Origin of the sequence: Acetobacter sp. P5B1, from assembly GCF_018811985.1 — a bacterium.
GTDB lineage: Bacteria > Pseudomonadota > Alphaproteobacteria > Acetobacterales > Acetobacteraceae > Acetobacter > Acetobacter cerevisiae.
Genome location: NZ_JACRVS010000007.1, coordinates 32,441 through 57,083 on the forward strand (window position 1 = coordinate 32,441; position 24,643 = coordinate 57,083).

23 protein-coding genes are annotated in these 24,643 nt (G+C 59.7%); 13 read left to right on the plus strand and 10 right to left on the minus strand.

The window, feature by feature from the left end:
* Positions 1 to 21: 21 nt before the first annotated feature.
* From recN to KP703_RS05980, 4 genes are all read left to right on the plus strand, one after another.
* Positions 22 to 1,740, plus strand: coding sequence for a DNA repair protein RecN (recN, locus tag KP703_RS05965; protein WP_215754125.1), 1,719 nt, complete (start codon positions 22 to 24; stop codon positions 1,738 to 1,740).
* Entirely contained in the window at positions 1,733 to 3,835 is a 2,103-nt protein-coding gene (gene ligA / locus KP703_RS05970) for an NAD-dependent DNA ligase LigA (RefSeq protein ID WP_215754126.1), read from the plus strand. The genes recN and ligA overlap by 8 nt, the downstream gene beginning before the upstream one ends.
* Positions 3,836 to 4,029: 194 nt before the next feature.
* Positions 4,030 to 6,699: a pyruvate, phosphate dikinase gene (ppdK, locus tag KP703_RS05975; protein WP_215754127.1), complete on the plus strand. Its 2,670-nt coding sequence runs from the start codon at positions 4,030 to 4,032 to the stop codon at positions 6,697 to 6,699.
* 59 nt (positions 6,700 to 6,758) lie between these two features.
* Positions 6,759 to 7,586, plus strand: coding sequence for a pyruvate, water dikinase regulatory protein (locus KP703_RS05980; protein WP_215754128.1), 828 nt, complete (start codon positions 6,759 to 6,761; stop codon positions 7,584 to 7,586).
* Positions 7,587 to 7,591: 5 nt separating this feature from the next.
* On the opposite strand, the gene KP703_RS05985 is transcribed toward KP703_RS05980, so the two are convergent.
* Complete coding sequence (locus tag KP703_RS05985) at positions 7,592 to 7,969, minus strand: hypothetical protein (protein ID WP_156470197.1); 378 nt, start codon at positions 7,967 to 7,969, stop codon at positions 7,592 to 7,594.
* A 118-nt stretch (positions 7,970 to 8,087) separates the two neighbouring features.
* A complete protein-coding gene (gene uraD / locus KP703_RS05990; RefSeq protein WP_062271543.1) occupies positions 8,088 to 8,624 on the minus strand; it encodes a 2-oxo-4-hydroxy-4-carboxy-5-ureidoimidazoline decarboxylase in 537 nt (178 codons plus the stop codon).
* Between the two features lie 246 nt (positions 8,625 to 8,870).
* Between uraD and KP703_RS05995 the strand changes: the two genes are divergently transcribed.
* On the plus strand, positions 8,871 to 9,473 hold the full coding sequence (locus KP703_RS05995) for a YigZ family protein (protein WP_215754291.1): 603 nt from the start codon (positions 8,871 to 8,873) through the stop codon (positions 9,471 to 9,473).
* Between the two features lie 48 nt (positions 9,474 to 9,521).
* Here KP703_RS05995 and KP703_RS06000 read toward each other — a convergent pair whose 3' ends face one another.
* Entirely contained in the window at positions 9,522 to 9,914 is a 393-nt protein-coding gene (locus tag KP703_RS06000) for a hypothetical protein (protein WP_043553642.1), read from the minus strand.
* 415 nt (positions 9,915 to 10,329) lie between these two features.
* On the opposite strand from KP703_RS06000, the gene KP703_RS06005 reads away from it, so the two are divergent.
* The 6 genes from KP703_RS06005 (at position 10,330) to KP703_RS06030 (ending at position 16,981) form a co-directional block, all read left to right on the plus strand.
* Positions 10,330 to 11,709: a class II 3-deoxy-7-phosphoheptulonate synthase gene (locus KP703_RS06005; RefSeq protein WP_215754129.1), complete on the plus strand. Its 1,380-nt coding sequence runs from the start codon at positions 10,330 to 10,332 to the stop codon at positions 11,707 to 11,709.
* 106 nt (positions 11,710 to 11,815) lie between these two features.
* On the plus strand, positions 11,816 to 13,018 hold the full coding sequence (locus KP703_RS06010; protein ID WP_082779365.1) for a nicotinate phosphoribosyltransferase: 1,203 nt from the start codon (positions 11,816 to 11,818) through the stop codon (positions 13,016 to 13,018).
* Positions 13,015 to 13,422 (plus strand): hypothetical protein, encoded by a 408-nt coding sequence (locus tag KP703_RS06015; protein ID WP_061502067.1) that lies wholly within the window; start codon positions 13,015 to 13,017, stop codon positions 13,420 to 13,422. Before KP703_RS06010 ends, KP703_RS06015 begins: the two co-directional genes overlap by 4 nt.
* A 60-nt stretch (positions 13,423 to 13,482) precedes the next feature.
* The gene (gene gltX, locus KP703_RS06020; RefSeq protein WP_215754130.1) at positions 13,483 to 14,814 is read left to right on the plus strand and encodes a glutamate--tRNA ligase; all 1,332 of its coding nucleotides are present in this window, start codon (positions 13,483 to 13,485) and stop codon (positions 14,812 to 14,814) included.
* Between the two features lie 37 nt (positions 14,815 to 14,851).
* Positions 14,852 to 15,493, plus strand: coding sequence for a nicotinamidase (locus tag KP703_RS06025; RefSeq protein ID WP_215754131.1), 642 nt, complete (start codon positions 14,852 to 14,854; stop codon positions 15,491 to 15,493).
* Positions 15,494 to 15,700: 207 nt separating this feature from the next.
* Positions 15,701 to 16,981: a lipoprotein pyruvate-formate lyase gene (locus tag KP703_RS06030; RefSeq protein ID WP_215754132.1), complete on the plus strand. Its 1,281-nt coding sequence runs from the start codon at positions 15,701 to 15,703 to the stop codon at positions 16,979 to 16,981.
* A gap of 72 nt (positions 16,982 to 17,053) precedes the next feature.
* On the opposite strand, the gene ilvC is transcribed toward KP703_RS06030, so the two are convergent.
* The 4 genes from ilvC to miaA form a co-directional block, all read right to left on the minus strand.
* On the minus strand, positions 17,054 to 18,073 hold the full coding sequence (gene ilvC / locus KP703_RS06035; protein ID WP_062141580.1) for a ketol-acid reductoisomerase: 1,020 nt from the start codon (positions 18,071 to 18,073) through the stop codon (positions 17,054 to 17,056).
* A gap of 56 nt (positions 18,074 to 18,129) precedes the next feature.
* Entirely contained in the window at positions 18,130 to 18,648 is a 519-nt protein-coding gene (gene ilvN / locus KP703_RS06040) for an acetolactate synthase small subunit (RefSeq protein ID WP_062141530.1), read from the minus strand.
* Positions 18,649 to 18,718: 70 nt separating this feature from the next.
* The gene (ilvB, locus tag KP703_RS06045; protein WP_252353879.1) at positions 18,719 to 20,533 is read right to left on the minus strand and encodes a biosynthetic-type acetolactate synthase large subunit; all 1,815 of its coding nucleotides are present in this window, start codon (positions 20,531 to 20,533) and stop codon (positions 18,719 to 18,721) included.
* A gap of 38 nt (positions 20,534 to 20,571) precedes the next feature.
* The gene (miaA, locus tag KP703_RS06050) at positions 20,572 to 21,573 is read right to left on the minus strand and encodes a tRNA (adenosine(37)-N6)-dimethylallyltransferase MiaA (RefSeq protein ID WP_215754134.1); all 1,002 of its coding nucleotides are present in this window, start codon (positions 21,571 to 21,573) and stop codon (positions 20,572 to 20,574) included.
* A gap of 30 nt (positions 21,574 to 21,603) precedes the next feature.
* Between miaA and serB the strand changes: the two genes are divergently transcribed.
* Complete coding sequence (gene serB / locus KP703_RS06055) at positions 21,604 to 22,497, plus strand: phosphoserine phosphatase SerB (RefSeq protein ID WP_215754135.1); 894 nt, start codon at positions 21,604 to 21,606, stop codon at positions 22,495 to 22,497.
* Between the two features lie 36 nt (positions 22,498 to 22,533).
* Positions 22,534 to 22,728, plus strand: coding sequence for a hypothetical protein (locus tag KP703_RS06060; protein ID WP_062141525.1), 195 nt, complete (start codon positions 22,534 to 22,536; stop codon positions 22,726 to 22,728).
* Positions 22,729 to 22,824: 96 nt separating this feature from the next.
* Here the strand turns inward: KP703_RS06060 and KP703_RS06065 are convergent, their stop codons facing one another.
* The 3 genes from KP703_RS06065 to KP703_RS06075 all read right to left on the minus strand — a co-directional run bounded on the left by KP703_RS06065 (position 22,825) and on the right by KP703_RS06075 (position 24,622).
* Positions 22,825 to 23,181 (minus strand): zinc ribbon domain-containing protein YjdM, encoded by a 357-nt coding sequence (locus tag KP703_RS06065; RefSeq protein ID WP_062141576.1) that lies wholly within the window; start codon positions 23,179 to 23,181, stop codon positions 22,825 to 22,827.
* Positions 23,182 to 23,268: 87 nt separating this feature from the next.
* Positions 23,269 to 23,526 (minus strand): hypothetical protein, encoded by a 258-nt coding sequence (locus tag KP703_RS06070; protein WP_043553626.1) that lies wholly within the window; start codon positions 23,524 to 23,526, stop codon positions 23,269 to 23,271.
* Between the two features lie 85 nt (positions 23,527 to 23,611).
* Positions 23,612 to 24,622 (minus strand): mitochondrial fission ELM1 family protein, encoded by a 1,011-nt coding sequence (locus KP703_RS06075; protein WP_215754136.1) that lies wholly within the window; start codon positions 24,620 to 24,622, stop codon positions 23,612 to 23,614.
* Positions 24,623 to 24,643 lie beyond the last annotated feature (21 nt).

Consider the following 24,643-nt stretch of genomic DNA (forward strand, 5'->3'; position numbering starts at 1 on the left):
TCTTTCAGACCGGACATCATCATGCTGACAAACCTTTCCATCAGGGACGTCGTGCTGATTGAAGCACTGGATCTTTCCCTGCACGCCGGTTTTACGGCCCTGACGGGTGAAACCGGGGCGGGTAAATCCATCCTGCTGGACAGTCTCGGGCTGGCTCTGGGTGAGCGCGCCAATGCCGGGCTCGTCCGTGCCGGGGCACAGGAAGCCCGCGTAACAGCCAGTTTTGACATCCCGCAAACTCATACAGCCTACGAACTGCTGAAAGAACAGGGCATTCCGGCCGAAGCGGGCGAACCGCTGATGCTGCGCCGGATTGTCTCTAAGGAAGGCCGGTCCCGCGCCTGGATTAATGACCAGCCGGTTGGCATTACGCTCATGCGCCGGGTGGCGGTCTCTCTGGTGGAAATTCAGGGCCAGCATGAGCAGATGGGGCTGGCCGATTCCAGCACCCATCGCGGCCTGCTGGATGCCTATGGTGTGTCCGGCAGCCTGCTGAAAGATGTAGCCCGCGCGTTTGACACCTGGCAGACCCTGAGCCGGGATCTGGAGGCTGCGCGCAAAAGCCTGCATGACGCCGCGCGGGAAGAAGAGTGGCTGCGCCATACGGTAGAAGAACTCAGCACGCTCAACCCGCAAACGGGGGAAGAAGAGCAACTGGCCGTGCAGCGCCACAGCCTGCAACAGTCAGAACGACGGGGCGAAGCTATTGCCGCCGCTCTTTCAGAACTCACGCCACGTGACAGACGCAACAGCGGCCCGGCTGCGGCCCTCCGTGGAGCAAGCCGCGCACTCCAGCGCCTGCTCCCGGCCCCCACCGCAGAAAAAAACGCGATCGATCCTCTGGAAACCCGCACGAACGAGGCGCTGAACGCGCTGGAAAGTGCGGAAAACGCACTGGCTGAGGCAGAAAATCTTCTGTCCCGTCTGGCAGACGATTCTGAAGCCAATCCGCGCCTGCTGGAAGAAATTGAAGAGCGTCTGTTTGCCCTGCGCGCCGCCGCCCGCAAACATGACGTGACGGTGGATGATCTCCCCACCTTTCTGGCCGACCTCTCAGCCCGCCTGACGGCACTGGAAACCGGAGCCACCCAGCTGGATGCGCTGGAGCAGGCCGTCAAAGAAGCGCGTGCTCAATATGAAGAAGCCGCAACCCGCCTTTCTGCTTCGCGTGAAAAAGCTGCCCGCAAGATGGAACAGGCGGTCACCAAAGAACTGAAACCTATCAAGCTGGATAAAGCGCGGTTCTTCGCCCAGATCCAGCCGCTCACGCCGGAAAACTGGAGCCGGCAGGGCATGGAACAGGTGATGTTCCTGATTGCCGCCAACCCCGGCCAGCCGCCCGGCCCGCTGGCAAAAGTGGCCTCTGGCGGTGAATTGTCCCGCCTGATGCTGGCGCTCAAACTGGTGCTGGCCGGCCAGTCCGGCATCGGCACTCTGGTGTTTGATGAAATTGATGCGGGTGTTGGCGGGGCCACTGCCGCCGCCATTGGCGAACGCCTGCACCGGCTGGCGCGCACCGTGCAGGTGCTGGCCGTCACCCACAGCCCGCAGGTTGCTGCCAGTGCCGATGCGCACTTACGCATTGGCAAAATTGTGCGTGACGGGCAGACTGCCACTCACGCAGCCCCCCTCAGCCACGCAGAACGACAGGAAGAAATTGCCCGTATGCTGGCCGGGGATGTGATTACCGATGCCGCCCGTGCCGCTGCCGCCAGCCTGCTGAAACATGAGAATGACTGACTTCCCGGACCTCACCTCCCTCGACGCCACACAAGCCAAAGCCGAACTGACCCGGCTTGCGGACCTCATTGGCCGTTACAATACCGCCTATTATGCGGAAGACGCGCCCGAGGTGAGTGATGCGGAGTATGATGCCCTCCGCAAGCGTTACGATGCCCTGCTGGCCCTGCACCCCGAGGCTGAACCGGAAAACAGTGCAGCCCGCACCGTGGGCGCCACGCCTGACAGCGCGTTTGGCAAGCACCGCCATCTGGTGCCCATGCTCTCGCTGGATAACGTGTTTGATCAGGACGAATTTGAAGCCTTCATCAGCCGCGCCACCCGCTTTCTGGGGCTGAGTGAAGAAGACGCAGGAAAACTGGCTTTTGTGGCAGAGCCCAAAATTGACGGGCTTTCCATCAGCCTGACCTATGAAAACGGCGTGTTTGTACGCGGCACCACGCGAGGCGATGGGACTGAGGGCGAGGACGTCACCACCAATCTCCGCACCCTGAAAGATCTGCCGGAACATCTGCACGGTCCTGCGCCGGAACTGATCGAAATTCGGGGCGAAGTCTTTCTCTCAAAAGAGCATTTCCTCGCACTCAATGCCGCGCAGGAAGAGCTGGGCCGCAAACCGTTTGCCAACCCCCGTAACGCGGCCGCAGGGTCTCTGCGCCAGCTGGATGCGCGCGTCACGGCACGGCGACCGCTTTCGCTGTTTGCATACGCCATGGGGTTCTGCTCGGAAAAAGTAACGCTCAGTCACTGGGACTATCTGGAACAGCTGAAAGCGTGGGGGTTCCCGGTCAATCCGTTATCTCGACGTCTGGAAGCTGCCAGCGGCGCGGAAGCATTTTTTGACACGGTCAGTCAGGAACGTGCGGCGCTGGCCTATGATATTGATGGCATTGTCTACAAAATCGACAATCTGACCTTACAGGAACGTCTGGGTTTTGCCGGTCGCGCGCCACGCTGGGCTGTTGCGTGGAAGTTTCCGGCGGAACAGGCTGTCACAACCCTGAAAGCCATTGAAATTCAGGTTGGCCGCACGGGCGCGTTGACGCCGGTGGCCCATCTGGAACCGGTCAATGTGGGCGGCGTGCTCGTCACCCGTGCGACTTTGCATAATGAAGATGAAATTGCCCGCAAGGATGTGCGGCCCGGTGACAGGGTGCAGATTCAGCGGGCCGGGGATGTCATCCCACAAATCCTGTGTGTTGTGCCCCCTGGCGCTGACGCGCCGCCCCGGCAGGAACCGTTCCATTTCCCCGACCACTGCCCGGCCTGCGGCGCACTGGCGGTCAGACCGGAAGGCGAAGCCGTGCGCCGCTGCACCGGCGGCCTCACCTGCCCGGCCCAGATTGTTGAACGACTAATCCACTTCGTCTCCCGCACGGCATTTGACATTGATGGTCTTGGCGACCGCAGCATCCGGGAATTTTACGATGCCGGGTTCCTGCATACGCCGGGGGACATCTTCCGCCTGCATGAGCATGCCGATGAGATCAGGAAGCGGGATGGCTGGGGCGAGCAGTCTGTCCGCAACCTCATGCAGGCCATTGAGGCCCGGCGCACCATTCCTCTGTCCCGCTTTATCTATGCGCTGGGCATCCGCCGCGTGGGGGAAAGTAATGCCCGCCTGCTGGCCCGGCATTACGGATCTTATGAGAACTTGATGGAGCAACTCCGCAAGGCCGCCATCATCGGGTCGGATGAGCGGCTGGAGCTGGGGTCCATTACCGGCATTGGCAGCGTGATTGCGGATGATCTGGTCGCCTTCATGCAGGAAGATCACAATCTCGCAACTTTGGCCGACCTGCGCGCCTCTCTGACCATTACGGAGGAAGAGGCCGTCTCAGGTGGGGCACTGGCTGGTAAGACCGTGGTGTTTACCGGCACCCTGCACACCCTCACCCGGCAGGAAGCCCGTGCCATGGCCGAACGGATGGGGGCAAAAGTCTCTGATTCCGTTTCCAAAAAGACAGATCTGGTCATTTTGGGAGAAAAAGCCGGGTCAAAAGCCAAGAAGGCAGAAGAGCTTAAAATTGCCACTTTGGATGAGGCCGGCTGGAACGCCTTTTGTGCAGGTGAGCAGACTGATTTTTCTGCCTGACATGCCAAAAAGAGTCGTTGCCCGGACAAAAAATCTGCGCCATGCTATCGGGTAGCGAAGGGGTGGAATTCGTCGTCCAAAATAAAAATAAAATTTCGACCGCAGACCTGCCTGTTTTCCCGTTAGTTCCCCCTCCCCCTCTCGTACGGGGTAAATAAGGCTTCTGCGTTCGCAACAACAAAGTGAACGGCAACATGACCAAGTGGATCTACAGTTTCGGCGCAGGCCAGAACGACGGCAACGCCGGAATGCGCAATCTCCTCGGCGGTAAAGGCGCGAACCTCGCCGAAATGTCTAACATCGGCCTGCCGGTGCCGCCCGGATTTACCATCACCACTGAAGTCTGCTCCGCCTTTTATGAAAATGGCCGTAAGTATCCGGATGACCTGAAGGCGCAGCTGGATGACGCCATGGCCCGCGTGGAAAAGGCGATGGGTCTGCGCTTTGGTGATGCGGACGCACCGCTGCTGGTGTCCGTGCGCTCGGGCGCCCGTGTTTCCATGCCCGGCATGATGGACACGGTGCTGAACCTCGGCCTGAACGACCAGACGGTTGAAGGGCTCGCACGCTCTTCCGGCGATTCCCGCTTCGCGTGGGACAGCTACCGCCGCTTTATCCAGATGTACGGCTCAGTCGTGCTCGGTGTCTCTCATCATCGCTTTGAAGATCTGCTTGAACAGACCAAGCGTGAACTCGGCAAGCATGATGACACCCAGCTGACAGCCGAAGAATGGCAGATGGTCCTCAAGGGCTATAAGGACATCGTGCTGAATGAAACCGGCACCCCGTTCCCGGAAGACCCGCAGGACCAGCTCTGGGGCGCGATTGGCGCCGTGTTCGGCTCCTGGATGAACCCGCGCGCCAACACCTACCGCAAGCTGCATGATATTCCGGCAAGCTGGGGCACGGCTGTTAACGTGCAGTCCATGGTGTTTGGCAACATGGGTGAAGACTGCGCCACCGGCGTCTGCTTCACGCGTGATCCGTCCACGGGTGAAAACGTGTTCTACGGCGAATATCTGATCAACGCGCAGGGCGAAGACGTGGTGGCCGGTATCCGCACCCCGCAGCCCATGGCGGCTGAACGCGCAACGCCTGACCAGAACCCGATGGAAAAGGCCCTGCCGGAAGCCTATCAGGAAATGCTGAAGGTGCGTGACCTGCTGGAACGTCACTACAAAGACATGCAGGACATCGAGTTCACCGTGCAGAGCAATACGCTCTACCTGTTGCAGACCCGCTCCGGGAAGCGCACGGCCGCCGCAGCGCTGCGCATTGCCATCGACATGGCGCAGGAAGGCCTGATTACCAAGGAAGACGCAATCTCCCGCGTGCCGCCTGCGTCTCTGGACCAGCTCCTGCATCCGGTTCTGGACCCCAAGGCTGAGCGCAAGCAGCTTGCTCGTGGCCTGCCGGCCTCCCCCGGTGCTGCCACCGGTGTGATCGCGTTCTCCGCAGAAGATGTGGAAGACCGCGCCAGCAAGGGCGAGGACGTCATTCTGGTCCGTATCGAAACGTCGCCGGAAGACGTACACGGCATGCACGCCGCCCGCGGTGTGCTGACCACCCGTGGCGGCATGACCTCTCACGCTGCCGTTGTGGCGCGTGGCATGGGTCGTGTTTGCGTAGCCGGTGCTGGCAGCATCATGGTAGATTACAAAGCACAGACCCTGACCGTGAACGGCCATACGCTTAAAGCGGGTGACTGGCTGACGCTGGATGGCGGCACGGGTGCCGTCTATCTGGGTCGTGTACCGACCATTCCGCCGACGCTGTCTGGTGACTTCTCCACCCTGATGGGCTGGGCTGACTCCGTGCGTCGTCTGGGCGTGCGCGCCAATGCGGAAACGCCGGAAGATGCCGAAACGGCCCGCCGCTTTGGCGCGGAAGGCATTGGCCTTTGCCGCACGGAGCACATGTTCTTCGGCCCGGACCGTATCGGTCATGTCCGCCAGATGATCATGACGGAAGAAAAAGACGCCCGCGCCAAAGCGATCGGTGCGCTACTGCCGTTCCAGCGGGACGACTTTGCCGCTCTGTTCCGTATCATGGCCGGGCTGCCCGTCACCATCCGTCTGCTGGACCCGCCGCTGCACGAGTTCCTGCCACATGGGGAAGCCGAACTGAAAGACGTTGCGAAGGCTCTGGGTCAGGACGTGGAAGCTCTGCGCGCGCGTCGCTCAGCCCTTTCCGAATCCAACCCGATGCTGGGGCATCGTGGCTGCCGTCTGGGCATCAGCTACCCGGAAATCTACGCCATGCAGGTGCGGGCCATTACGGAAGCCGCTCTGGCCGTCTCTAAGGAAACCGGCAAGGCTGTGATCCCGGAAATCATGATCCCGCTTGTTGGCACCAAAGCCGAGCTGGATCTGGTCCGTAAAGCCAGCGAAGCCGTGATTGCGTCCGTTCTGAAAGAACAGAACGCAACGCTCGACTATCGCATCGGCACCATGATCGAGCTGCCGCGTGCAGCCATCACGGCGGATAAGATTGCGGAAAGTGCTGACTTCTTCTCCTTCGGCACCAATGACCTGACGCAGACGACACTCGGCCTCTCCCGTGATGATGCCGGGTCCTTCCTGCCTGAATATGTGGAAAAAGGCCTACTCCCGCAGGACCCCTTCATCTCCATTGATCAGGAAGGCGTTGGCGCTCTGGTGCGCATGGGCGTTGAAAAAGGCCGTGCCACCAAGCCGGATATCAAGCTGGGCATCTGCGGTGAACATGGTGGTGACCCGCTCTCCATCTCGTTCTTTGAATCCGTGGGGCTGGACTACGTCTCCTGCTCTCCCTTCCGAGTACCCGTCGCGCGGCTGGCGAGCGCACAGGCCGCTCTGGCTGCGCGTAAAGCTGTCAAAGCCTGAACAACAAAAGCGTGGCTGCCTCCTTCACAGGGGGCAGCCACGGCCTTGTGTGACCAGACATGCAGCAAAATACCATAACCCTTCATCTTGTTTCTGAAGCCACTGGCCAGACGCTGGATGCTGTCGCACGGGCCTGTATTGCCCAGTTTCCCAACACAGATGTGCGGCTGCGCCACTGGAACCTGATCCGCTCGCGCCTTCAGCTCCGCCGCGTTCTGCGCCATATCGCGCTGGACCGCGGCCCGGTGATGTCGTCCCTGACAGACCCGGCCTTACAGGCTGATATGGAAGCCGGGTGCGCCAGCCTTCAGGTGCGCCTGCTGGACGTACTGGATAATGCCGTGACGTTCCTGACTGAAGAAACGGGCGAGACCGCCACCCGGCATCCCGGCGGCCAGTATATTATGGACGAGAACTATTATCAGCGGATTGAGGCCATGCATTATGTGCTGGCCCATGATGACGGGCAGGAAACAGATGACCTGAACGACGCTGATCTGGTGCTGGTTGGGGTCTCACGCGTTTCCAAAACGCCAACCTGTTTCTATCTGGCCAACCGCGGCATCAAAGCCGCCAACATTCCGCTGGTCATGGGCATTGAGCCACCGCCAGCCCTGTTCAAGCTGAAATGTCCCGTCATTGGTCTGACGATTGACCCGGAAACGCTGATTGAAATCCGCCGGACCCGTCTTTCCCAGATGATGCCGAACAGCCGCCACCTCGAGCCCTCAGCGGACTACGCGTATATCGACCTTGAAAAAGTGCAGGAAGAACTGCGCTGGGCCCGTCGCCTGTGCCGCCACCATAACTGGCCGGTTATTGACGTAACCCGACGCTCTATTGAGGAGACGTCAGCCTCCATTCTGGATCTGACGACGCCTCAATAAGCTGTTCAGTCTTCCAGTTCGGACGCTTCCAGTCGCTGCACGCGAATGGCCTGCCCCTGGGCATTGTAATAAATAATGCTGCTGCCCCGGCGTTCGGCATAGCCATCAGGCTTGCCGTCCTGAGTCCAGAACAGCAGTCGGTTGGCATCAGCCTGTTCCTGCACCTTGTCCCCTGCCGGGCGATAGCGGAACTTGCTGAAATCCTTATGCGCACGCGGCAGCGGCGGCTTGGCGGCCAGATGGTGCATATCGGGGCCTTTATGGCCTTCTTCACCACCGTCATCGTCATCATCCGCCAAAGCGGGAGAGACTGTCAGCACTGGCAAAGCAACAGTCCACAGACCAGCAAACAGAACACACCCTTTACGGAACCACTGTGCCATAGCGCGTTGACCTCCCGCGTCCAAACTGCCTCAAACCTGCCGATCTTTGCCCGGTTTTAAGCCAGTGCGCAATGCAGGAGCGCCATAGCACATAACCGCCCGGAGACGATTCCGCAGATCAGTCGCTCTCTTTTGCTGCCAGCTTCTGGAAAATGGCTTCAAACTCAGGATCTGCAAAGCGCCCGACTTCCCGGAACGCAATAGCCTCTTCCACTTCCGGCTCATGCCGCAGGCGCTGTTCCAGCAGCTTCATCACACCCTCCGCCGTGTTGCCCTCGGCATAGAGAATGAAGGGCATATCAAACCGTTCATGATACGACTTGTTCAGGGAACGGAACTGCGCAAATTCTTCAGGCGACAACTGATCGAGCCCCGCAGGCGCGGTTGTGCCGGAGATAATCTGCTCACGCGGAGAGGCCACCGCCACCACACTGTCCAGCCCCGGATAAGACCGCAGAACCCGCAGGCGTGCCTCTTCCGGCGCGCCACGCACCATAGCCATCATCGTGCTTTTCAGGCCCGAATAGTCTGAAAACGGCCGGCATTCATAGGCTTCTTCCGCTGCCCAGGGGGCGTCTTTGAAAACAGACCCGAATGTCGCAACAAACTCAGAGCGGCTCATGGCGTTGATCACGCGCATTACGGACTCGTTCATACAGATTATGTCTCCGTTTCAGTCCTGCTCTGGCAGGTCTGGCATATTCCATTCTTCCCCATCCGGTGCAGGGCCGGCCTGAAGCAGTCCCTACCAAGATGGGAGGCTAAGAGAGAACAAACAACGCCTGCCAGCACCTATCGTTCATGCACAGCATGCACGACGCGACAGATGCCCTTTAAATGCCTGATTTTTCGCCTGCGCGGGCCTTGTCGGCCTTCTGGCTGGCCCTTTATCATGCGCGCCATGACGGAAACACTCACCGGCCCGTACACCTTGGAACGGGAGATCAAAAAAAGCCGGTTTGTGGCCAACGCTGCACCTGTGCACACTATTGAAGACGCAAACGCGTTTATTTCAGCCATTATCGCAGCAGAACCGGACGCCACCCACCATTGCTGGGCCTGGCAGGTTGGGCCGCATTGCCGCTGCCATGATGCCGGTGAGCCCTCCGGCACGGCGGGGCGTCCTATTTTACAGATGATTACGGCGCAAAAGCTGGATCTGGTCGCCATTGTCGTCACCCGCTGGTTTGGCGGGGTCAAGCTTGGCGCGGGCGGCCTTGTGCGCGCCTATGGCGGCACAGCAGCCGAATGTTTGCGGGAAGCCCCGAAAGAAGAGCTGATTGAGCGGATCCGGCTCAGTTTTCACTGCCCGTTTTCGCTTCTGTCCCTCATGCAGGCCCGCATGCAGGACTGGACGGGAACAGAGAGTGCGCCCCCTGAGTTTGACAGCACGGGTGCACAGATTGTGCTCACCCTGCCTGCGGAACAGCAGGAGATGATCACACATCGCATTCAGGATTTAACCAGTGGTCAGACCACGGTGACAGTCGTGGAGGAGGACTAGAAGCCCCGCCCGCACTTCTATGCAGGCAGGCTTCACGCCGTAACCAGATTAGCGGGGCGTAACCCAGCCGTTCCCGGTGGAATCCCCGAGCTGGCCAGAGCCATAAGGGCCACTGCTTTCATACGCAGAGCCATAGCGGGACAGGTCAGACCCCGTCACGGCATCACGATGCACTTTTGCCAGATGGTCAGGGTCAGCGCCGTGATTGAATTCCATGGACGGCGCATCCTGATAGCCCGGCGGCAGGCTACGGTGACCATGCACAGTCTTCTTTTCGGCAGATTTCTTGCCGGACTGAGAAGACGCGTCATCCCCGAAGGAAATATTGTCATCAGGCGTCAGTGCCGGGTCAGCATGAGCAGCGGACAGGCCCGTCGCCAGACTGAAACCAAGGCAAAGCCCGGTGAGCAGAAGTAAAGATGGTTTACGCAGCTGCGCCATTGCGCGTCACCCCGCGAAAGAAATGAACCATAACCTGCACTCAGAGACACTGGCGCGGGCGACAAGTTCTCAGTATCGCACCAACCCGCAAAAAAATCCAATCAGCTTTCATCACATCCTGTTCTGCGGGCCACCACCCGCCAGACCAGAGCTATCATGCTGGAAACATTGGAAGTCTGCCGTTCCGGTTCACTCCCGGAACAGCCATACGCCAGCCACACGGGCGCCATTCCCCATACGCAATACGTATTGCAGTCATTAAAGAACGATCCCATTTTCCCTTAAGAAAATTTGCGTATTGCGGCGGTTTTWGACATAAARGCACCCCTTCACGCTTACTGAACGTGTAAGGCCCTTCCTTTTTCCATCAGGCCTTCCCTTTTTTATCTCCAGTATGAACAGACAGGATCGACCCATGAGTGCCTCGCTCAACCAGCCCCACCCGACGTCTAAAGCCTGGATGCCGGATAGCTGGCGGTCGTTTCCAGTCCGGCAGATGCCCACCTATCCGGATCAGGACGCCGTCAAAACGGTTGAAGGCCGCCTGAGCTCCTATCCGCCGCTGGTGTTTGCCGGTGAAGTACGCCGCCTGCGTGCGCAGCTTGCAAAAGCTGCCAAGGGTGAAGCCTTTGTTCTGCAGGGCGGCGCCTGTGCGGAAAGCTTTGGTGAATTCAAAGCCGATGTGGTGCGCGACACCTTCCGCGTTCTGCTGCAGATGGCGGTTGTGCTGACCTTTGGTGCCAAAGTGCCGGTCATCAAACTGGGCCGTATGGCTGGCCAGTTTGCCAAGCCGCGCTCCTCCGACACGGAAAAACAGGGTGATGTGACGCTCCCGTCCTACCGTGGCGACATCATCAACGGACCGGAATTCACGGCTGAAGCCCGCATCCCGGACCCGCTGCGTATGGAAACCGGGTACTTCCAGTCCACCGGCATCCAGAACCTGCTGCGCGCCTTCTCTCGCGGGGGCTATGCCAACCTGCATGAAGTGCATCGTTGGAATCTGGGCTTTGTGGAACGCTCTCCACTGGCAGACCGCTACCGCGTGATGGCCGAACGGATTGGCGAGACGCTCTCCTTCATGCAGGCCTGCGGGATTGACGCAGCCTCCGCCCCGCAGGTGGATGAGACGGAATTCTACACCTCGCATGAAGCCCTGCTGCTGCCATATGAGCAGGCGCTCACCCGCATCGATTCCACATCTGGCGAATGGTATGACTGCTCCGCACATTTTGTGTGGATTGGTGACCGCACCCGCCAGCCGGACGGCGCACATGTGGAATTCCTGCGCGGCGTACGCAACCCCATCGGCATCAAGGTTGGCCCCACCACCACCATTGAAGATCTGGAACAGCTTCTGGAAATCCTGAACCCGCAGGATGAAGCCGGGCGCATTACTCTGATCTCCCGCATGGGCGCTGAAAAGCTGGGCAACCACCTGCCGCAGCTGATGCGCGCTGTGAAAGGCACGGGCCGCACCGTGACCTGGCTGACAGACCCGATGCACGGCAACACCACCTCCACCTCCCACAAGGTGAAGACGCGCTCCTTTGATGCTATCATGAAGGAAATCAAAGGCTTCTTTGATGTCAGCAAGGCTGAAGGCGTGCATGCCGGTGGCGTGCATCTGGAAATGACGGGCCAGAACGTGACGGAGTGCGTGGGTGGTGCAAACTGCCTGACGGAAGATGATCTGGGCAGCCGCTACGAGACCTTCTGTGACCCGCGCCTGAATGCGGAACAGTCTCTGGAAATCGCTTTCCTGCTGGCGGAAGAGCTGACAGGCAAACGCTAAAATCTGACTGACTGGTCTGTGATCACAGAACCGGGGGGTGCCTTTACCGCACCCTCCGAACAGACCATCATCCGTGCACCAAAAACCGGAACGGAGCGCTGAGAGTATGACGCATTCCCCCCAGGGCACGGATGCGCCCGGCCTGACAACGGCTTACACATCGGCCCCGCTGCCCGACGCGACCATTCATGCGCGGACGGATTCCTACTTCAATCGCACGCGGGAAATTGTCTCCCATTTTGGCGATTGTCAGGTGACGTATGCCTTCTTCATCCGCCGTCCGGTCATTTCCGCACCGGGGCTGATGCTGGAATGGCTGAAAAACGTCATGGCGGAACGCAACAGCCCCTATTCGGTTGATCTGGTCCACCCGGAAGGCGACTGGGTCGGCGCGGGGGAACCGCTGGTCTATATCACCGGCTCTTTCACCCATCTGGCGGACCTGGAAACGCTGCTGCTGCAAAAACTCGGCAGCCCGTGCGTTGCAGCCCATCGGGCTTATCAGATTGCCATTTCCTTACCCCAGACCAGATTTCTGGCCATGGATGCCCGCCACTGTGCCGGGTTCGAGATGCAGGAACTCATGGCTTATGCCGCTTCCGTTGGTGGCCGTGCCGCACAGCGCGACGGCGCGACGGGCTTTGTGGGCACCGCGAATGACGCCGTAGCGCCCTTCTTCGGCACCAGAGACGGCGCAGGCACCATGCCGCACGCCCTCATTGGTTATGCAGGCTCGACTGTTCGCGCAGCGGAAATGTTCCACGAGATGTATCCCGACGCGACGCTGGTCGTGCTGGTGGACTATTTCGGGCAGGAAATTACGGATGCGCTGGCCGTCTGCCGTCGCTTCCCGCACCTTGCGGCAGAAGGGCGTCTGGCCATGCGGCTGGACACCCACGGTGGCCGCTTTCTGGAAGGACTGAACCCGCAACTCTCCTACGCCGTGCTGGACCGGCACGCACCGGAGTCGTTGCGCCGCTATCGCTCAGATTCCGAACTCCGCTATCTGATTGGCACAGGCGTCTCCGCTGCTGCCGTCTGGCGGATGCGGGATGCGCTGGATGAGGCGGGCTTCCCGCAGGTGAAGATTATCGCCTCCTCTGGCTTTGGCGTGACCAAATGCGCCTGTATGGCGGATGCGCGGGCACCCATTGATATTGTCGGCACCGGATCTTTTATCCCCGACCGATGGAACGAAACCTACGCCACAGCCGATATTGTCTCCTATAACGGCGTGGAACGCGTAAAAATCGGGCGTGAGTTTCTGCTCCCGTCCGCACAGAAGACACAGAAAGGCAAAGAGGCATGACGGACACCCCCTCCCCCGAGGACAAAACGTGGCGCGTGCGCATTCTGGATCTGTCCGGCGGTGCGGAAGATAATATTTCTGAAGAAGTCGGCGGCTTTCATGATCTGGCCCACGCCAACGCCTTTGCCCGCACCTATGTGCGGGACAGCGTGGAGCGGTGCCGCATGCCCGGTTCTTCCGCCAAGGATGTGCTGACAGCCTGGATGAGCTTTGGGGAAGACGCCCTTGTGATTGATGCCGGAGACAGTGGCTGGTCTTCCGCCAACGAGCTGGATGACTTTGCCGCCACCCGCGCCACACCCATGGAACGCGACTGGCGCGCTCTGGACCCCCGCCGTCTGGTGGAAGATGAAGACGCCGACGAGGACCTGCCCGGCGAGCCGGAAGAGCCTTCTTTCCACTAAACCCATTCTACACTCTGGCGGAGGCTGGTATTTCGCCTCTGCCCACGGCATAGAGACCCCATGAAGCTTCGTTTTGCGCCCAGCCCCACCGGCATGCTGCATGTCGGCAATGCCCGTCTTGCTCTTGCTAATGCTCTGTTTGCCCGCCGCCACGGCGGCAGCTTTCAACTCCGTATTGATGATACGGACACCGAGCGGTCCCGCGAGAGCCACGTTGAGGCCATCCGTACGGATCTGACGTGGATGGGCATTACGTGGGATGAAACCTTCCGCCAGACCGAGCGGCTGGACCGCTACGCGCAGGCTATCAAGAAGCTGAAGGCCTCTGGCCGCCTCTATCCCTGCTTTGAAAGCGAATATGAACTCGCCGCCAAGCGGGAAACGCAGATCCGCCAGCGCCGCGCCCCCGTCTATGACCGCGCCATGCTCAAGCTGACGCCAGAGCAGCGTGCCTCCGCAGAAGCCAACGGCAAGGTGCCTTACTGGCGCTTCAAACTGTCCGATACGGTTGTCCGCTGGCGCGATCTGGTGATGGGCGATTGTCAGGTCAAACTGCCATCCGTGTCCGACCCGGTTCTGGTCCGCACCGATGGCACGGTGCTCTACACGCTGGCCTCGGTGGTGGATGATCTGGAAACAGACGTCACCCACATCATCCGTGGTGAAGACCATGTGACCAATACTGGCGTGCAGCTTGATATTGCAGAAGCCCTCGGTGCCCGCCCCGACCATTTCCGCTTTGCCCATCTGCCGCTGCTGCTGGATGAAAACGGCGGCAAGCTCTCCAAACGCTTTGATGCGCTCTCTCTGCGCACCCTGCGGCAGGATGGCATTGAAGCCGAAGCGCTGATTTCCTATCTGGCCCGCCTCGGCAGCTCGGATGATCCGGTTCTGCTGCCGTTTGCCGAGCAGGCTGCGGTGTACGATATTTCTCACATCTCCCGCTCTGCTGCGCGCTTTGACACGCACCAGATGCTGGGGCTGAACCACAAGCTGCTGGGCCAGCTTCCGTTTGAGGCAGTGAAGGACCGTCTGCCCGAAGGCGCGACCGAAGCCTTCTGGCTGGCCATCCGCGGCAATCTCGATCTGCTGTCCGAAGCGCGCCTGTGGCACACCGTAACCGATGGCACGCTGATCCCGCCCGTGCAGGAAGACGAACAGGACTTCCTCAAACAGGCTGCGGACCTGCTGCCTGCGGAACCGTGGGACACCACAACATGGAAAGCCTGGACGACCGCTCTGCGTGAGCAGACAGGCCGCTCCGGCAAAGCTCTGTTCCGCCCGCTTCGTCTGGCTCTGACGGGTGAGGAACATGGTCCGGAACTCAGCGACCTGCTGCCTCTGATTGGCCGCGCCCGCGCCCTTTCCCGTCTGGTTCCCGGAAACGCCTAAAAGCCCATCAAGGCTCAAGCAGAAGAGGATGTGTCCCATGACATCAGGCTCCCACCCTCTTCTGCATACATCCGCACCCGATTCGACGAGCCTGATACCCAGCCCGTCGGATGCGCTGCTGATTATTGATGTGCAGAATGATTTTCTGCCCGGTGGCGCGCTCGCTGTGCCTGAAGGCGATGCCATTCTGCCCGTTATCCGAAAGCTGCTCCGGCTCCCTTTTGGCCTGATTGTCACCTCGCAGGACTGGCACCCGGCGCAGCACATCTCTTTTAAAACAGCGACCCCGGCTGGCAAATGGCCGCCCCATTGCATCGCACACACGCAGGGTGCCGCACTGGCCGCTGCCCTGACCCTGCCGGCCAACACACTGGCCGTCTTCAAAGGCACGCAGGCCGATCAGGACAGTTACTCCGCGTTTGGCGGGAGAGACGCGCAGGGAACATCACTGGCCACCCTGTTACAGCATCACGGCATTGCCCGGGTTTTTGTGTGCGGACTGGCGCTTGATTACTGCGTGCAGGCTTCCGCGCTGGATGCCCGCACAGCAGGCTTTCAGACTGTGGTCATTACAGACGCCTGCCGGGGCATTGCTTCAGACCTCACGCCAACCCTCGCCAGGCTGCAAGATGCTGGCGTAACGCTGTGCTCTTCCGCCCCCCTCATGCCTCGCCTCTAACGGCTGCCTTTCTGGCTCCCACACGGCACAGCTGGAATACGGCGTGCTCCCGCCTGACACGAAGCGTATGCCCAGCTCCTGGCCGCCAGCTCCCTCGCACTTTCCAGATTAAACACTTTCCTGCTTTCGGGCCGTGACAGCCTCAGGAACATCAGGCACTCTTTCATCAGTTTTGATCAAATCAGTGTTCGACAGTCCGGAAGCCGTATGTTGCCGCCTCTCTCCCGCCGCTCTTTTGGTCTTGGCCTGACCGGCCTGCTGGCCGCCCCACGTCTTGCTCAGGCGTCCACGCCCATCATGACTTCTGATGTGCCGCCCCCTACGCTGGAAGTCCTGAAGTGGGCTCCCGCCACACGGGCTGCCCTGCAAAGTGTGATGGATGCACACGGCCACTATTCCGAAGGGTATGATGCCAACCAGCGCCCCTATGCGGTGTTTGACTGGGACGAGACCGCCATTGTCGGCAATGTGCAGGAAACCCTGTTCCATTTCATGCTGGAGCATTTCAGTTTCCTGCTGCCTGCCGAGCAGTTCCGGCACCTTCTACATGTAGGCGGCTCAGACCATCCTCTCCCTGCCCTGTTTAAAAATCTCGCTGGTCAGCCCATTATTTTTTCCGAACTGATACAGGACATTCTGGAAGACTACCGCGCTCTTGCCGCGCATTACGGCCATATGCCGCACCCGCTGCCGCGTGAAGAACTGGCGGATGATCCTGCCCTGCAGGCCTTCCGGGCCAGAATGGCGCTGTATCATCAGGCCCTGCGCGCCACACATGGAGAGGAAGTGGCTCAGCGCGGGCTGATCCGCCTGCTGGCAGGCCAGACCGTGCAGGATGTTGTCGCCCTCACCCGTGCGGCCAATGAGAGTGCGCTTGGCCAGTCCATTGAGCGCGTCACGTGGAAAAGCCCGGCCACTCGCCCCGGCAGAACCGGCCCGCTCAGCGTGACCATCACGCAGGCCCTCCGCCTGACACCGGAAATGGCGGACCTGTTCCAGATTTTGCAGGAACAGGGCATTGACCCGGTCATCTGCACATCTTCACTGGAAGAAAGCGTCGCCATTTTCGCAACGTCAGCTGAATATGGCTACAATTTACGCCGCGAGCATATTTTTGGCGCGCGCCTCACCCAGCATAAAAAACTGTATGGCACGACTGAGGAAGCGAATTACCCGTTCCCGTTCGGGGTTGGAAAAACAACAATCCTCCGCACTCATCTGGCCCACCGCAAACAACCGCCGTTGATTATTTTTGCGGGGGAAGACAGCTCGGGCCACCTGCTCTCAGCCTTTCCGGAAACGCGGCTGTGCTGCTTAATTAATCGCAAACAGACTGCGGACATGCAGCCGTTCTTGAAAGACGCCGTGAAACAGCGCGGCACCGCAACCCCACGCCTTGTGCTGCAAGGGCGCGATGAAAATACCGGGGAATGGCGTCCGGATGAAGCCAGTATCTTTCTGGGGGAAACCAGCCCTAGCCTGCCTTAAGGCATAGAAAAAGGGCCTGCCGGATTAACCGACAGGCCCTTTTTTGAAGCAAACCAGAAGTTGGCTGTCTTCTTAGTTCTTGGTTTTGTCAACCAGACGGGATTTTGCAATCCACGGCATCATGCCACGCAGTTTTGCACCAACAGCTTCAATCTGGTGGGCATCGTTACGCGCACGCGTTGCTTTGAAGCCAATGTTGCCTGACTGGTTTTCCAGAATGAAGTTCCGGACGAACGTACCGTTCTGGATGTCCGTCAGAATGCCTTTCATGGCCTTCTTGGTTTCCGGCGTAATCACGCGCGGACCGGACACATATTCACCATACTCAGCCGTGTTGGAGATGGAGTAGTTCATGTTGGCGATACCGCCTTCATAAATCAGGTCCACAATCAGCTTCGTTTCGTGCAGGCATTCGAAGTAAGCCATTTCCGGGGCGTAACCACCTTCAACCAGCGTTTCAAAGCCTGCGCGGATCAGCTCGACCAGACCACCACACAGAACAGCCTGCTCACCAAACAGATCGGTTTCAACTTCTTCCTTGAAGCTGGTTTCGATCACGCCTGCACGGCCGCCGCCAATAGCAGAAGCGTAGGACAGAGCGATATCCAGAGCGGAACCGGACTTGTCCTGAGCAATTGCCACGAGGCAGGGCACGCCGCCGCCACGCTGGTATTCAGAACGCACCGTGTGGCCGGGGCCTTTCGGAGCGATCAGGAACACGTCCAGATCCGGGCGGGCTTCAATGATGCGGAAGTGGATGGCCAGACCATGAGCAAATGCCAGAGCGGCACCCTGCTTCAGGTTCTTTTCCAGAGACTCCTTATAAAGAGCGCCCTGCCCTTCATCCGGCGTCAGCACCATCACAACGTCAGCCCATGCGGCGGCTTTGTCCGGCGTCATGACCGTAAAGCCAGCCTGCTGTGCCTTTTCAATCGCGGAAGAGCCTTCACGCAGGCCGATCACGATATCCTTAACGCCGCTGTCTTTCATGTTGTTGGCGTGGGCGTGGCCCTGACTGCCGTAACCGATAACAGCAACTTTTTTGGATTTAATCAGATTCACATCAGAATCGCGGTCGTAATACACACGCATTGTCATATCGTTTCTTCCTTATTCTGTCAGAGCGCGGACGCTCTGCTCTTTCACCTTCAGAGGGACTGAATCGTCTGGGGGCCGCGGCAGATTGCGGCGACTCCGGTACGGGAGACCTCAACTAGCCCAAGCGGACGCATCAGCTCGATGAAACTGTCAAGTTTATCGGTAGACCCCGTCAGCTCGAACACGAAGGACGAGGCCGTTGTATCCACCGCCCGCGCCCGGAACGCCTGCGCAATGCGCAGCGCCTCGGTACGGGGTTCGCCAGAGGAGACGACTTTGATCATCGCCATCTCACGCGCAACATGCGGGCCATCTGCCGTCAGATCTGCCACGCGGGAGACCGGCACCAGCCGCTCCACCTGCGCCTTGATCTGCCGGATATCGGCCGGGGTGCCGGTGGTCACAATGTTCACACGGGACTGCTTACCATGCTCATCCACCGGAGCCACCGTCAGGCTGCGGATATTGTAACCACGGCCGGAGAACAGGCCGACAATACGGGCGAGTGCCCCGCTTTCATTATCGACCAGAAGAGAGATGACCGCAGAGCCGGGAGCTTCCTGCTGCATTGAAAAAATTCCTGAAAACACGCCAGAACAAGCCGTGCGCTTCACACGGCGAAGAAGGAAGGAGGGGCAATCAGACGAGCATCATGCCCTCACGCGTGACCTTCGCCCCGCGTTCTTCCTGGTCCGGACCAAGGATCATCTCATTATGCGCCGCACCGGACGGGATCATGGGGAAGCAGTTTTCCCCCTCCGTCACGCACAGATCCACAACCACCGGACCATCATGCTCCAGAGCAGCACGAATGGTGTCATCCAGCTCTTCCATCCGCGTGGCCCGCAGGCCTTTGGCATGGAAGCTTTCTGCCAGCTTCACAAAGTCCGGCAGGGCATCACTATAGCTTTCGGAATAGCGAGACCCGTGCAGCAGTTCCTGCCACTGGCGCACCATGCCCATATAGTGGTTGTTGATAATGAACAGCTTAACCGGCAGGCGATACTGCGCGATGGTGCCCAGTTCCTGAATATTCATCAGGGTAGAGGCCTCACCGGCAATATCCAGCACCAGCGCCTCCGGGTGCGCAATCTGCGCGCCAACGGCTGCGGGCAGGCCATAGCCCATGGTCCCCAGACCACCGGACGTCAGCCAGCGGTTCGGGTCATCAAACCGGAAGAACTGAGCCGCCCACATCTGATGCTGGCCAACTTCGGTGGAGACATACGTGTCCCGCCCAGTCTCACGCGCCAGCTCATAAATCCGCTGGATGGCCTGCTGCGGCTTGATGACAGCATCCGGGGCCTGATCCTGCGAGAACCGCAGGCAGTCCAGCGCACGCCATGCTTCAATCTGCTCCCACCATGCGGCGAGATCGGCCTGATGGGCGTAAGCAGGTTCTTTTTCCCACTCTTCGATCATCATTTCGATAATCCGCCCGGCGTCGCCCACAATCGGCTGATCAACAGGGATGATCTTGTTGATCTGGGACGCATCAATATCGGCATGGATCTTGAAGGAATCCGGGGAGAACGCATCCACCCGGCCCGTCACGCGGTCATCAAACCGGCTGCCCAGAGCAATCAGCACGTCACAACCATGAGTAGCCAGATTGGCCTCATACATACCGTGCATGCCCAGCATACCCAGATACTGCTTATCGTTCCCCGGATAGGCCCCAAAGCCCATCAGTGTGGAGGTGATGGGGAAACCCGTCAGCTTCACCAGTTTACGCAGGTTTTCACAGGCCTTCGGGCCAGCGTTGATCACTCCGCCACCTGTATAAAACAGCGGGCGATGCGCCTTTTTCATAGCAGCGACGGCACGTTTCACGGCGTCACGGTCCGGTTCAGCCGTACCTTTGGCAACGCGCATTGGCGTCTGGCTGGCTTCAACATACGGGGCATCACCCACCGTGATGTTCTTGGGCAGATCAATAAGCACCGGGCCGGGGCGGCCAGAGCGGGCAATCGTAAACGCTTCATGCACCGCAGGGGCCAGATCTTCCGGCCGGCGCACCAGATAATTGTATTTCGTCACCGGACGGGTAATGCCTGTGGTGTCAGCTTCCTGAAACGCATCATTCCCAATCAGGGAAGACGGCACCTGCCCGGAGAGGCAGACCAGCGGAATGGAGTCCATCAGGGCGTCCAGCAGGCCGGTCACCGCATTGGTGGCACCGGGGCCACTGGTCACCAGCACAACGCCCACCTTGCCGGTAGAGCGGGCATAGGCTTCCGCTGCATGCACGGCGGCCTGCTCATGCCGCACCAGCACGTGGCGAATACGGTTCTGTTTGAACAGGGCATCGTAAATCGGCAGCACTGCGCCGCCGGGATAGCCGAAAATAACTTCCACACCCTGCTCATCTAGCGCGCGCATAAGCACTTCCGCGCCCGGAAGGGTCTGCGGTTTCTGTGCATCGGGTGCTGAAGAGGCGGTTTGCGGTGTCATCTTATCCTGTTCTCCCATGGAGGGGCTGGGCCGCATCTTTAGGGAACCTGTTGGCAACCGTCAATCCCGGAAAGAATAAAAGAAATAATTTCGCGCCATTTTCTTTCCGAAAATTTCTCAAAATCCGGCATACACATATCAAGATCGTATGTGAAACCAGATTGCGTCAGGGCATGATGCGCAAACCACGTCGCCTGACGCCGCGTATAACGGCCAGTTGCAAGGGTCGCGAGGCGGATCGCCTCCTCTTCCGACACCTCTCCGCGCAACATGGCCGCAAGTTCCGGCACGCCATGCGCCCGCATGGCTGGCAGGGCTGGGTCCAGTTTTTGTAATAACAAAGAGCGCACTTCTTCCACCGCGCCATGCTGCATCATGGCTTCAAACCGCAGAGCGATTCTCGCACGCAGGTCTGGCCGGGGCGGCAACAGACGCAGGGCAATAAACCGACACGGCGCAGGTGGCAGCCCCGGCTGAGCCTGCCACCATGCCAGACTCCGACCCGTCCCCCGCCAGACCTCCCACGCACGGGAGACACGCTGCGAATCAACCGGCTGCAAGCGGGCTGCCATCTGCGGGTCAACCTCCGCCAGTCGGGCATGCAGAGCGGGCGCGCCTTCTTCCGCGACTAATGCGCGGGCTTCCGTCCGGGCTGCTTCCCCACAATCGGGGATTTCCGCCAGCCCGTCGGTCAAAGCGCGCATATACATCCCGGTGCCACCGCATAGAATGGGCAGGCGGCCCGCAGCCCATGCCTCTTCCATGGCGGCAAGCGCCTGCGTGCGCCACCAGGCCACGCTGCCTTTTTCCGCTGCGGGGAGAACACCATAGAGGCGATGCGGCACTGCCTGCTCATCCGCCGCGCTCGGGCGGGCCGTGAGCACATGCAGGTCTTTGTACACCTGCATGGAATCCGCATTGATAATGGTGCCGCCAAGTTCCTTCGCCACCGCAAGTGCGAGAGCTGATTTGCCCGAACAGGTCGGTCCGGCAATGATCAGGGCCGGGGGTTGGGTTGTCTGGTCTTCCGCTTGCTTCATGCGGGCATTCCTGTCACACACCGATCTGAAATGATGAGCTTTGTTCTGACACTTGTCGCACAACGCGACGCCACCACCCTTGATAACGCCACCATTGCCCTCGCGCGGGATGCTCTGGATGGCGCACGAGACATAACCGTTCTCTCACCCGAAGAAGCGGTTGATATCCCCTGCCCCACCACAGCAGCAGAGCGCCTGCCTGCCCTGCATGCTGCATTGGAAGGCCGGGCGATTGATGCGGTCCTGACACATCAGGCCAGCCGACGCAAACGCCTGCTGGTGTCGGACATGGACAGCACGATCGTGGCGAATGAAACGCTGGATGATCTGGCTGCGCATGCGGGCATTGGTGAGAAAATTGCCGCCATTACCACCCGCTCCATGAACGGTGAGCTGGATTTTGCCACAGCCCTGCGCGAACGCGTCGCCTTGCTGAAAGGCTTTCCATCGGCCCTGCTGGAAAAGGCGTGGAAAGACGTCACCCTGAACGAGGGTGCTAAAGAAATGGTGCAGACCATGCACGCGCACGGGGCGCATACAGCCCTTGTGTCCGGCGGCTTCACCTTCTTCACCTCCCGCGTGGCCGGTCTGTGCGGCTTTGATGAAGACCACGCCAATACGCTGATTGTGGATGAGGCTCAGGGTCTTCTGACGGGTGAAACCGGACACCCGGTTCTTGGGCCGGATACCAAGCTGGCTCTGCTGGAACGTCTGGCCGCTGAGCATGCCATCCCGCTCGTGGAAACACTAGCGATTGGGGATGGAGCGAATGATCTGCCGATGCTGAAAAAAGCCGGGCTGGGGCTGGCCTTCCATGCCAAGCCGGTTGTGCGCAAAGCTGTGGCTGCACAGATCAACCAGACATCACTCAGGACAGCCCTGTTCGTACAAGGCTACCCTGTCTCGGCTTTTTCAGGCACATAAGACGAAGACTTAGGCCCGGAGGGAGGAAACCACACCATGCAGCTTGACCCGCGTGATTTTTCTTCCTTCCCCATTGCCCGCACCATTTTGGTGATCGTCGGCTGTGGCCTGCTAATCTACTGCTTTCAGTATTATCTGATCCTGCCACCAGACTCTCCCGAGCATGTCATGCGCCATGTGGCCGCCCTGATTGTCGGGACACTTATTCTGCTCGGCACAATCTGGGTCTAAAAAAACGGCCCTAAACACTCAGCCAGAAAATTCTGTGCTGGCATTCGGGCCGCTTCTTTCATCTCGACGCAACAGGCAGGTTTCCCTGCCTCAGTGTCAGGATTTCTTCACGAACTCAGATTTCAGGTTCATGGCCCCGATGCCGGGGATCTTGCAGGCAATGTCATGCCCGTCTCCGCCATCTGCCAGACGGATGCCTTTAACCTTCGTGCCGCCTTTGACCACCAGAGAAGATCCTTTGACCTTCAGATCCTTGATCACGGTCACAGTATCCCCATCCGCCAGCACATTGCCGTTGGCATCGCGGATTTCCGCTGTGCCTTCTGCGCCATCAGCCTCGGCGGCCTGATCCTGCTGGCTCCATTCATGCCCGCATTCCGGGCAGATCCACAATGCGCCATCCTGATACGCATAGGCGGAACCGCATTTGGGGCACTTAACGTCACTATCCATCATCAACCTCGTTGTTATGGAGTGTCCTAAAGCACGGATCCTGCGCCTCTCCTACCCCTGACGGGCCCGGACGCGTGGCTTAGCGTGTTACTGTTTGTCTGACGTGCGGCCTGTCCACAGCCAGAGTGCGAGCGGCGGCACAAAGAAATACAGAGCAACCGCTACAATCAGCAGCCGCAGTTCAAACAGCAAATCCGTATGCAAAATGCTGCGGCAGAAAATATTGGCCAGCCCCAGCATCAGGACGACGCAGGCAAACCCGCCCAGATTGGCCAGAAAAGACCGCCCGGCATTAATCTGCACAAGGGTTCTGAACACCACGCCACCCGGTTGCTGTTTGTTCATGGCTTTTCCTTTTGGTTCTGCTTTGTGTGTTTCTCTTAAGCGCCTGCCGTCGGGAAGTCACTGACCGATCTGGGAAACGCTGCCCCTAGAAACCCAGTCGCCGATGCATTTCCGCCACCAGTTCCGAAGTATCATCCAGCGGCGTGACAGCCCATGGTGCCAGACCTTGCGCGGATACATCATCATCCAGCATCCGGATGCGCCCCGCTGCTTCCAGTCCTTGCAGGAAGCGGGTAATCCGCCGGGAGCGGCCCGGCAGAGGGAACACAAACACGCTGGCCGGTCCGGCCACAGCTTCGGACACCATGGAGACACTATCCATGGTCACCACAAGGCTGTCCGCACAGGCCACCAATCCCCGATAAGGATTGTCTCCCTCGCCATTCCAGACCGTGCCCCCTGCGCCTTCTACCAGGTCCGTCAGCACTCGCAGGGCATCCGGGTCCGTCCGGCGGGAGGGCGTGACAATCAGGCTTCCGCCCTGCTGCCTTACAGCCTGCGCCAGCAGCGCCCCCAGCTTACGGGCTTCCGGCACGCCAAACTTAAACCGCCCGTTGGAGCCACCCACCAGCCCGGCAATCAGCGGGCGCGGGAGACCAGCAAAACGCAGCATCCATTCTTGCCGTGCCTGCGCCAACACCTCCGGCGTCAGTCCATGCAGAGCCGTGCGGCCCAGCAGCACATTGGGGCCGGAAATTTCGTCATGCTCACACGCCACAATCAGATCAAACCGCTCCAGAGACTGACGCGGATTTTGCACCTGCACCACAGGGCGGCCCGGCGCACGCAAGGCCGCGCCAATCGCACCACCTTTGCCACCAATGCTGATCACCACATTCGCCTGCGCCAGTTCCGGCATGGGCCCCAATAACGCGCCGGAGGCTGTGCGCAGAAAAGGACGCGCCAGGACCGGCGGACCGGCGAGCATCAGACGTGCCAGACGACCGGGGCTGACAGCCTGAAAGCAGCTTTCCCACCCGGCCCGGCTTGCCAGCCCCAGAGCCTGAGAGCGCATCCCGGCAAAATCTTCTCCCACCACCAGAGCGGAGACAGGGTTTGAACCCGGCACCTTTCCGGCATATACGTCTTCAGCCATCAGGCTCCCCTGCTTTTTTTC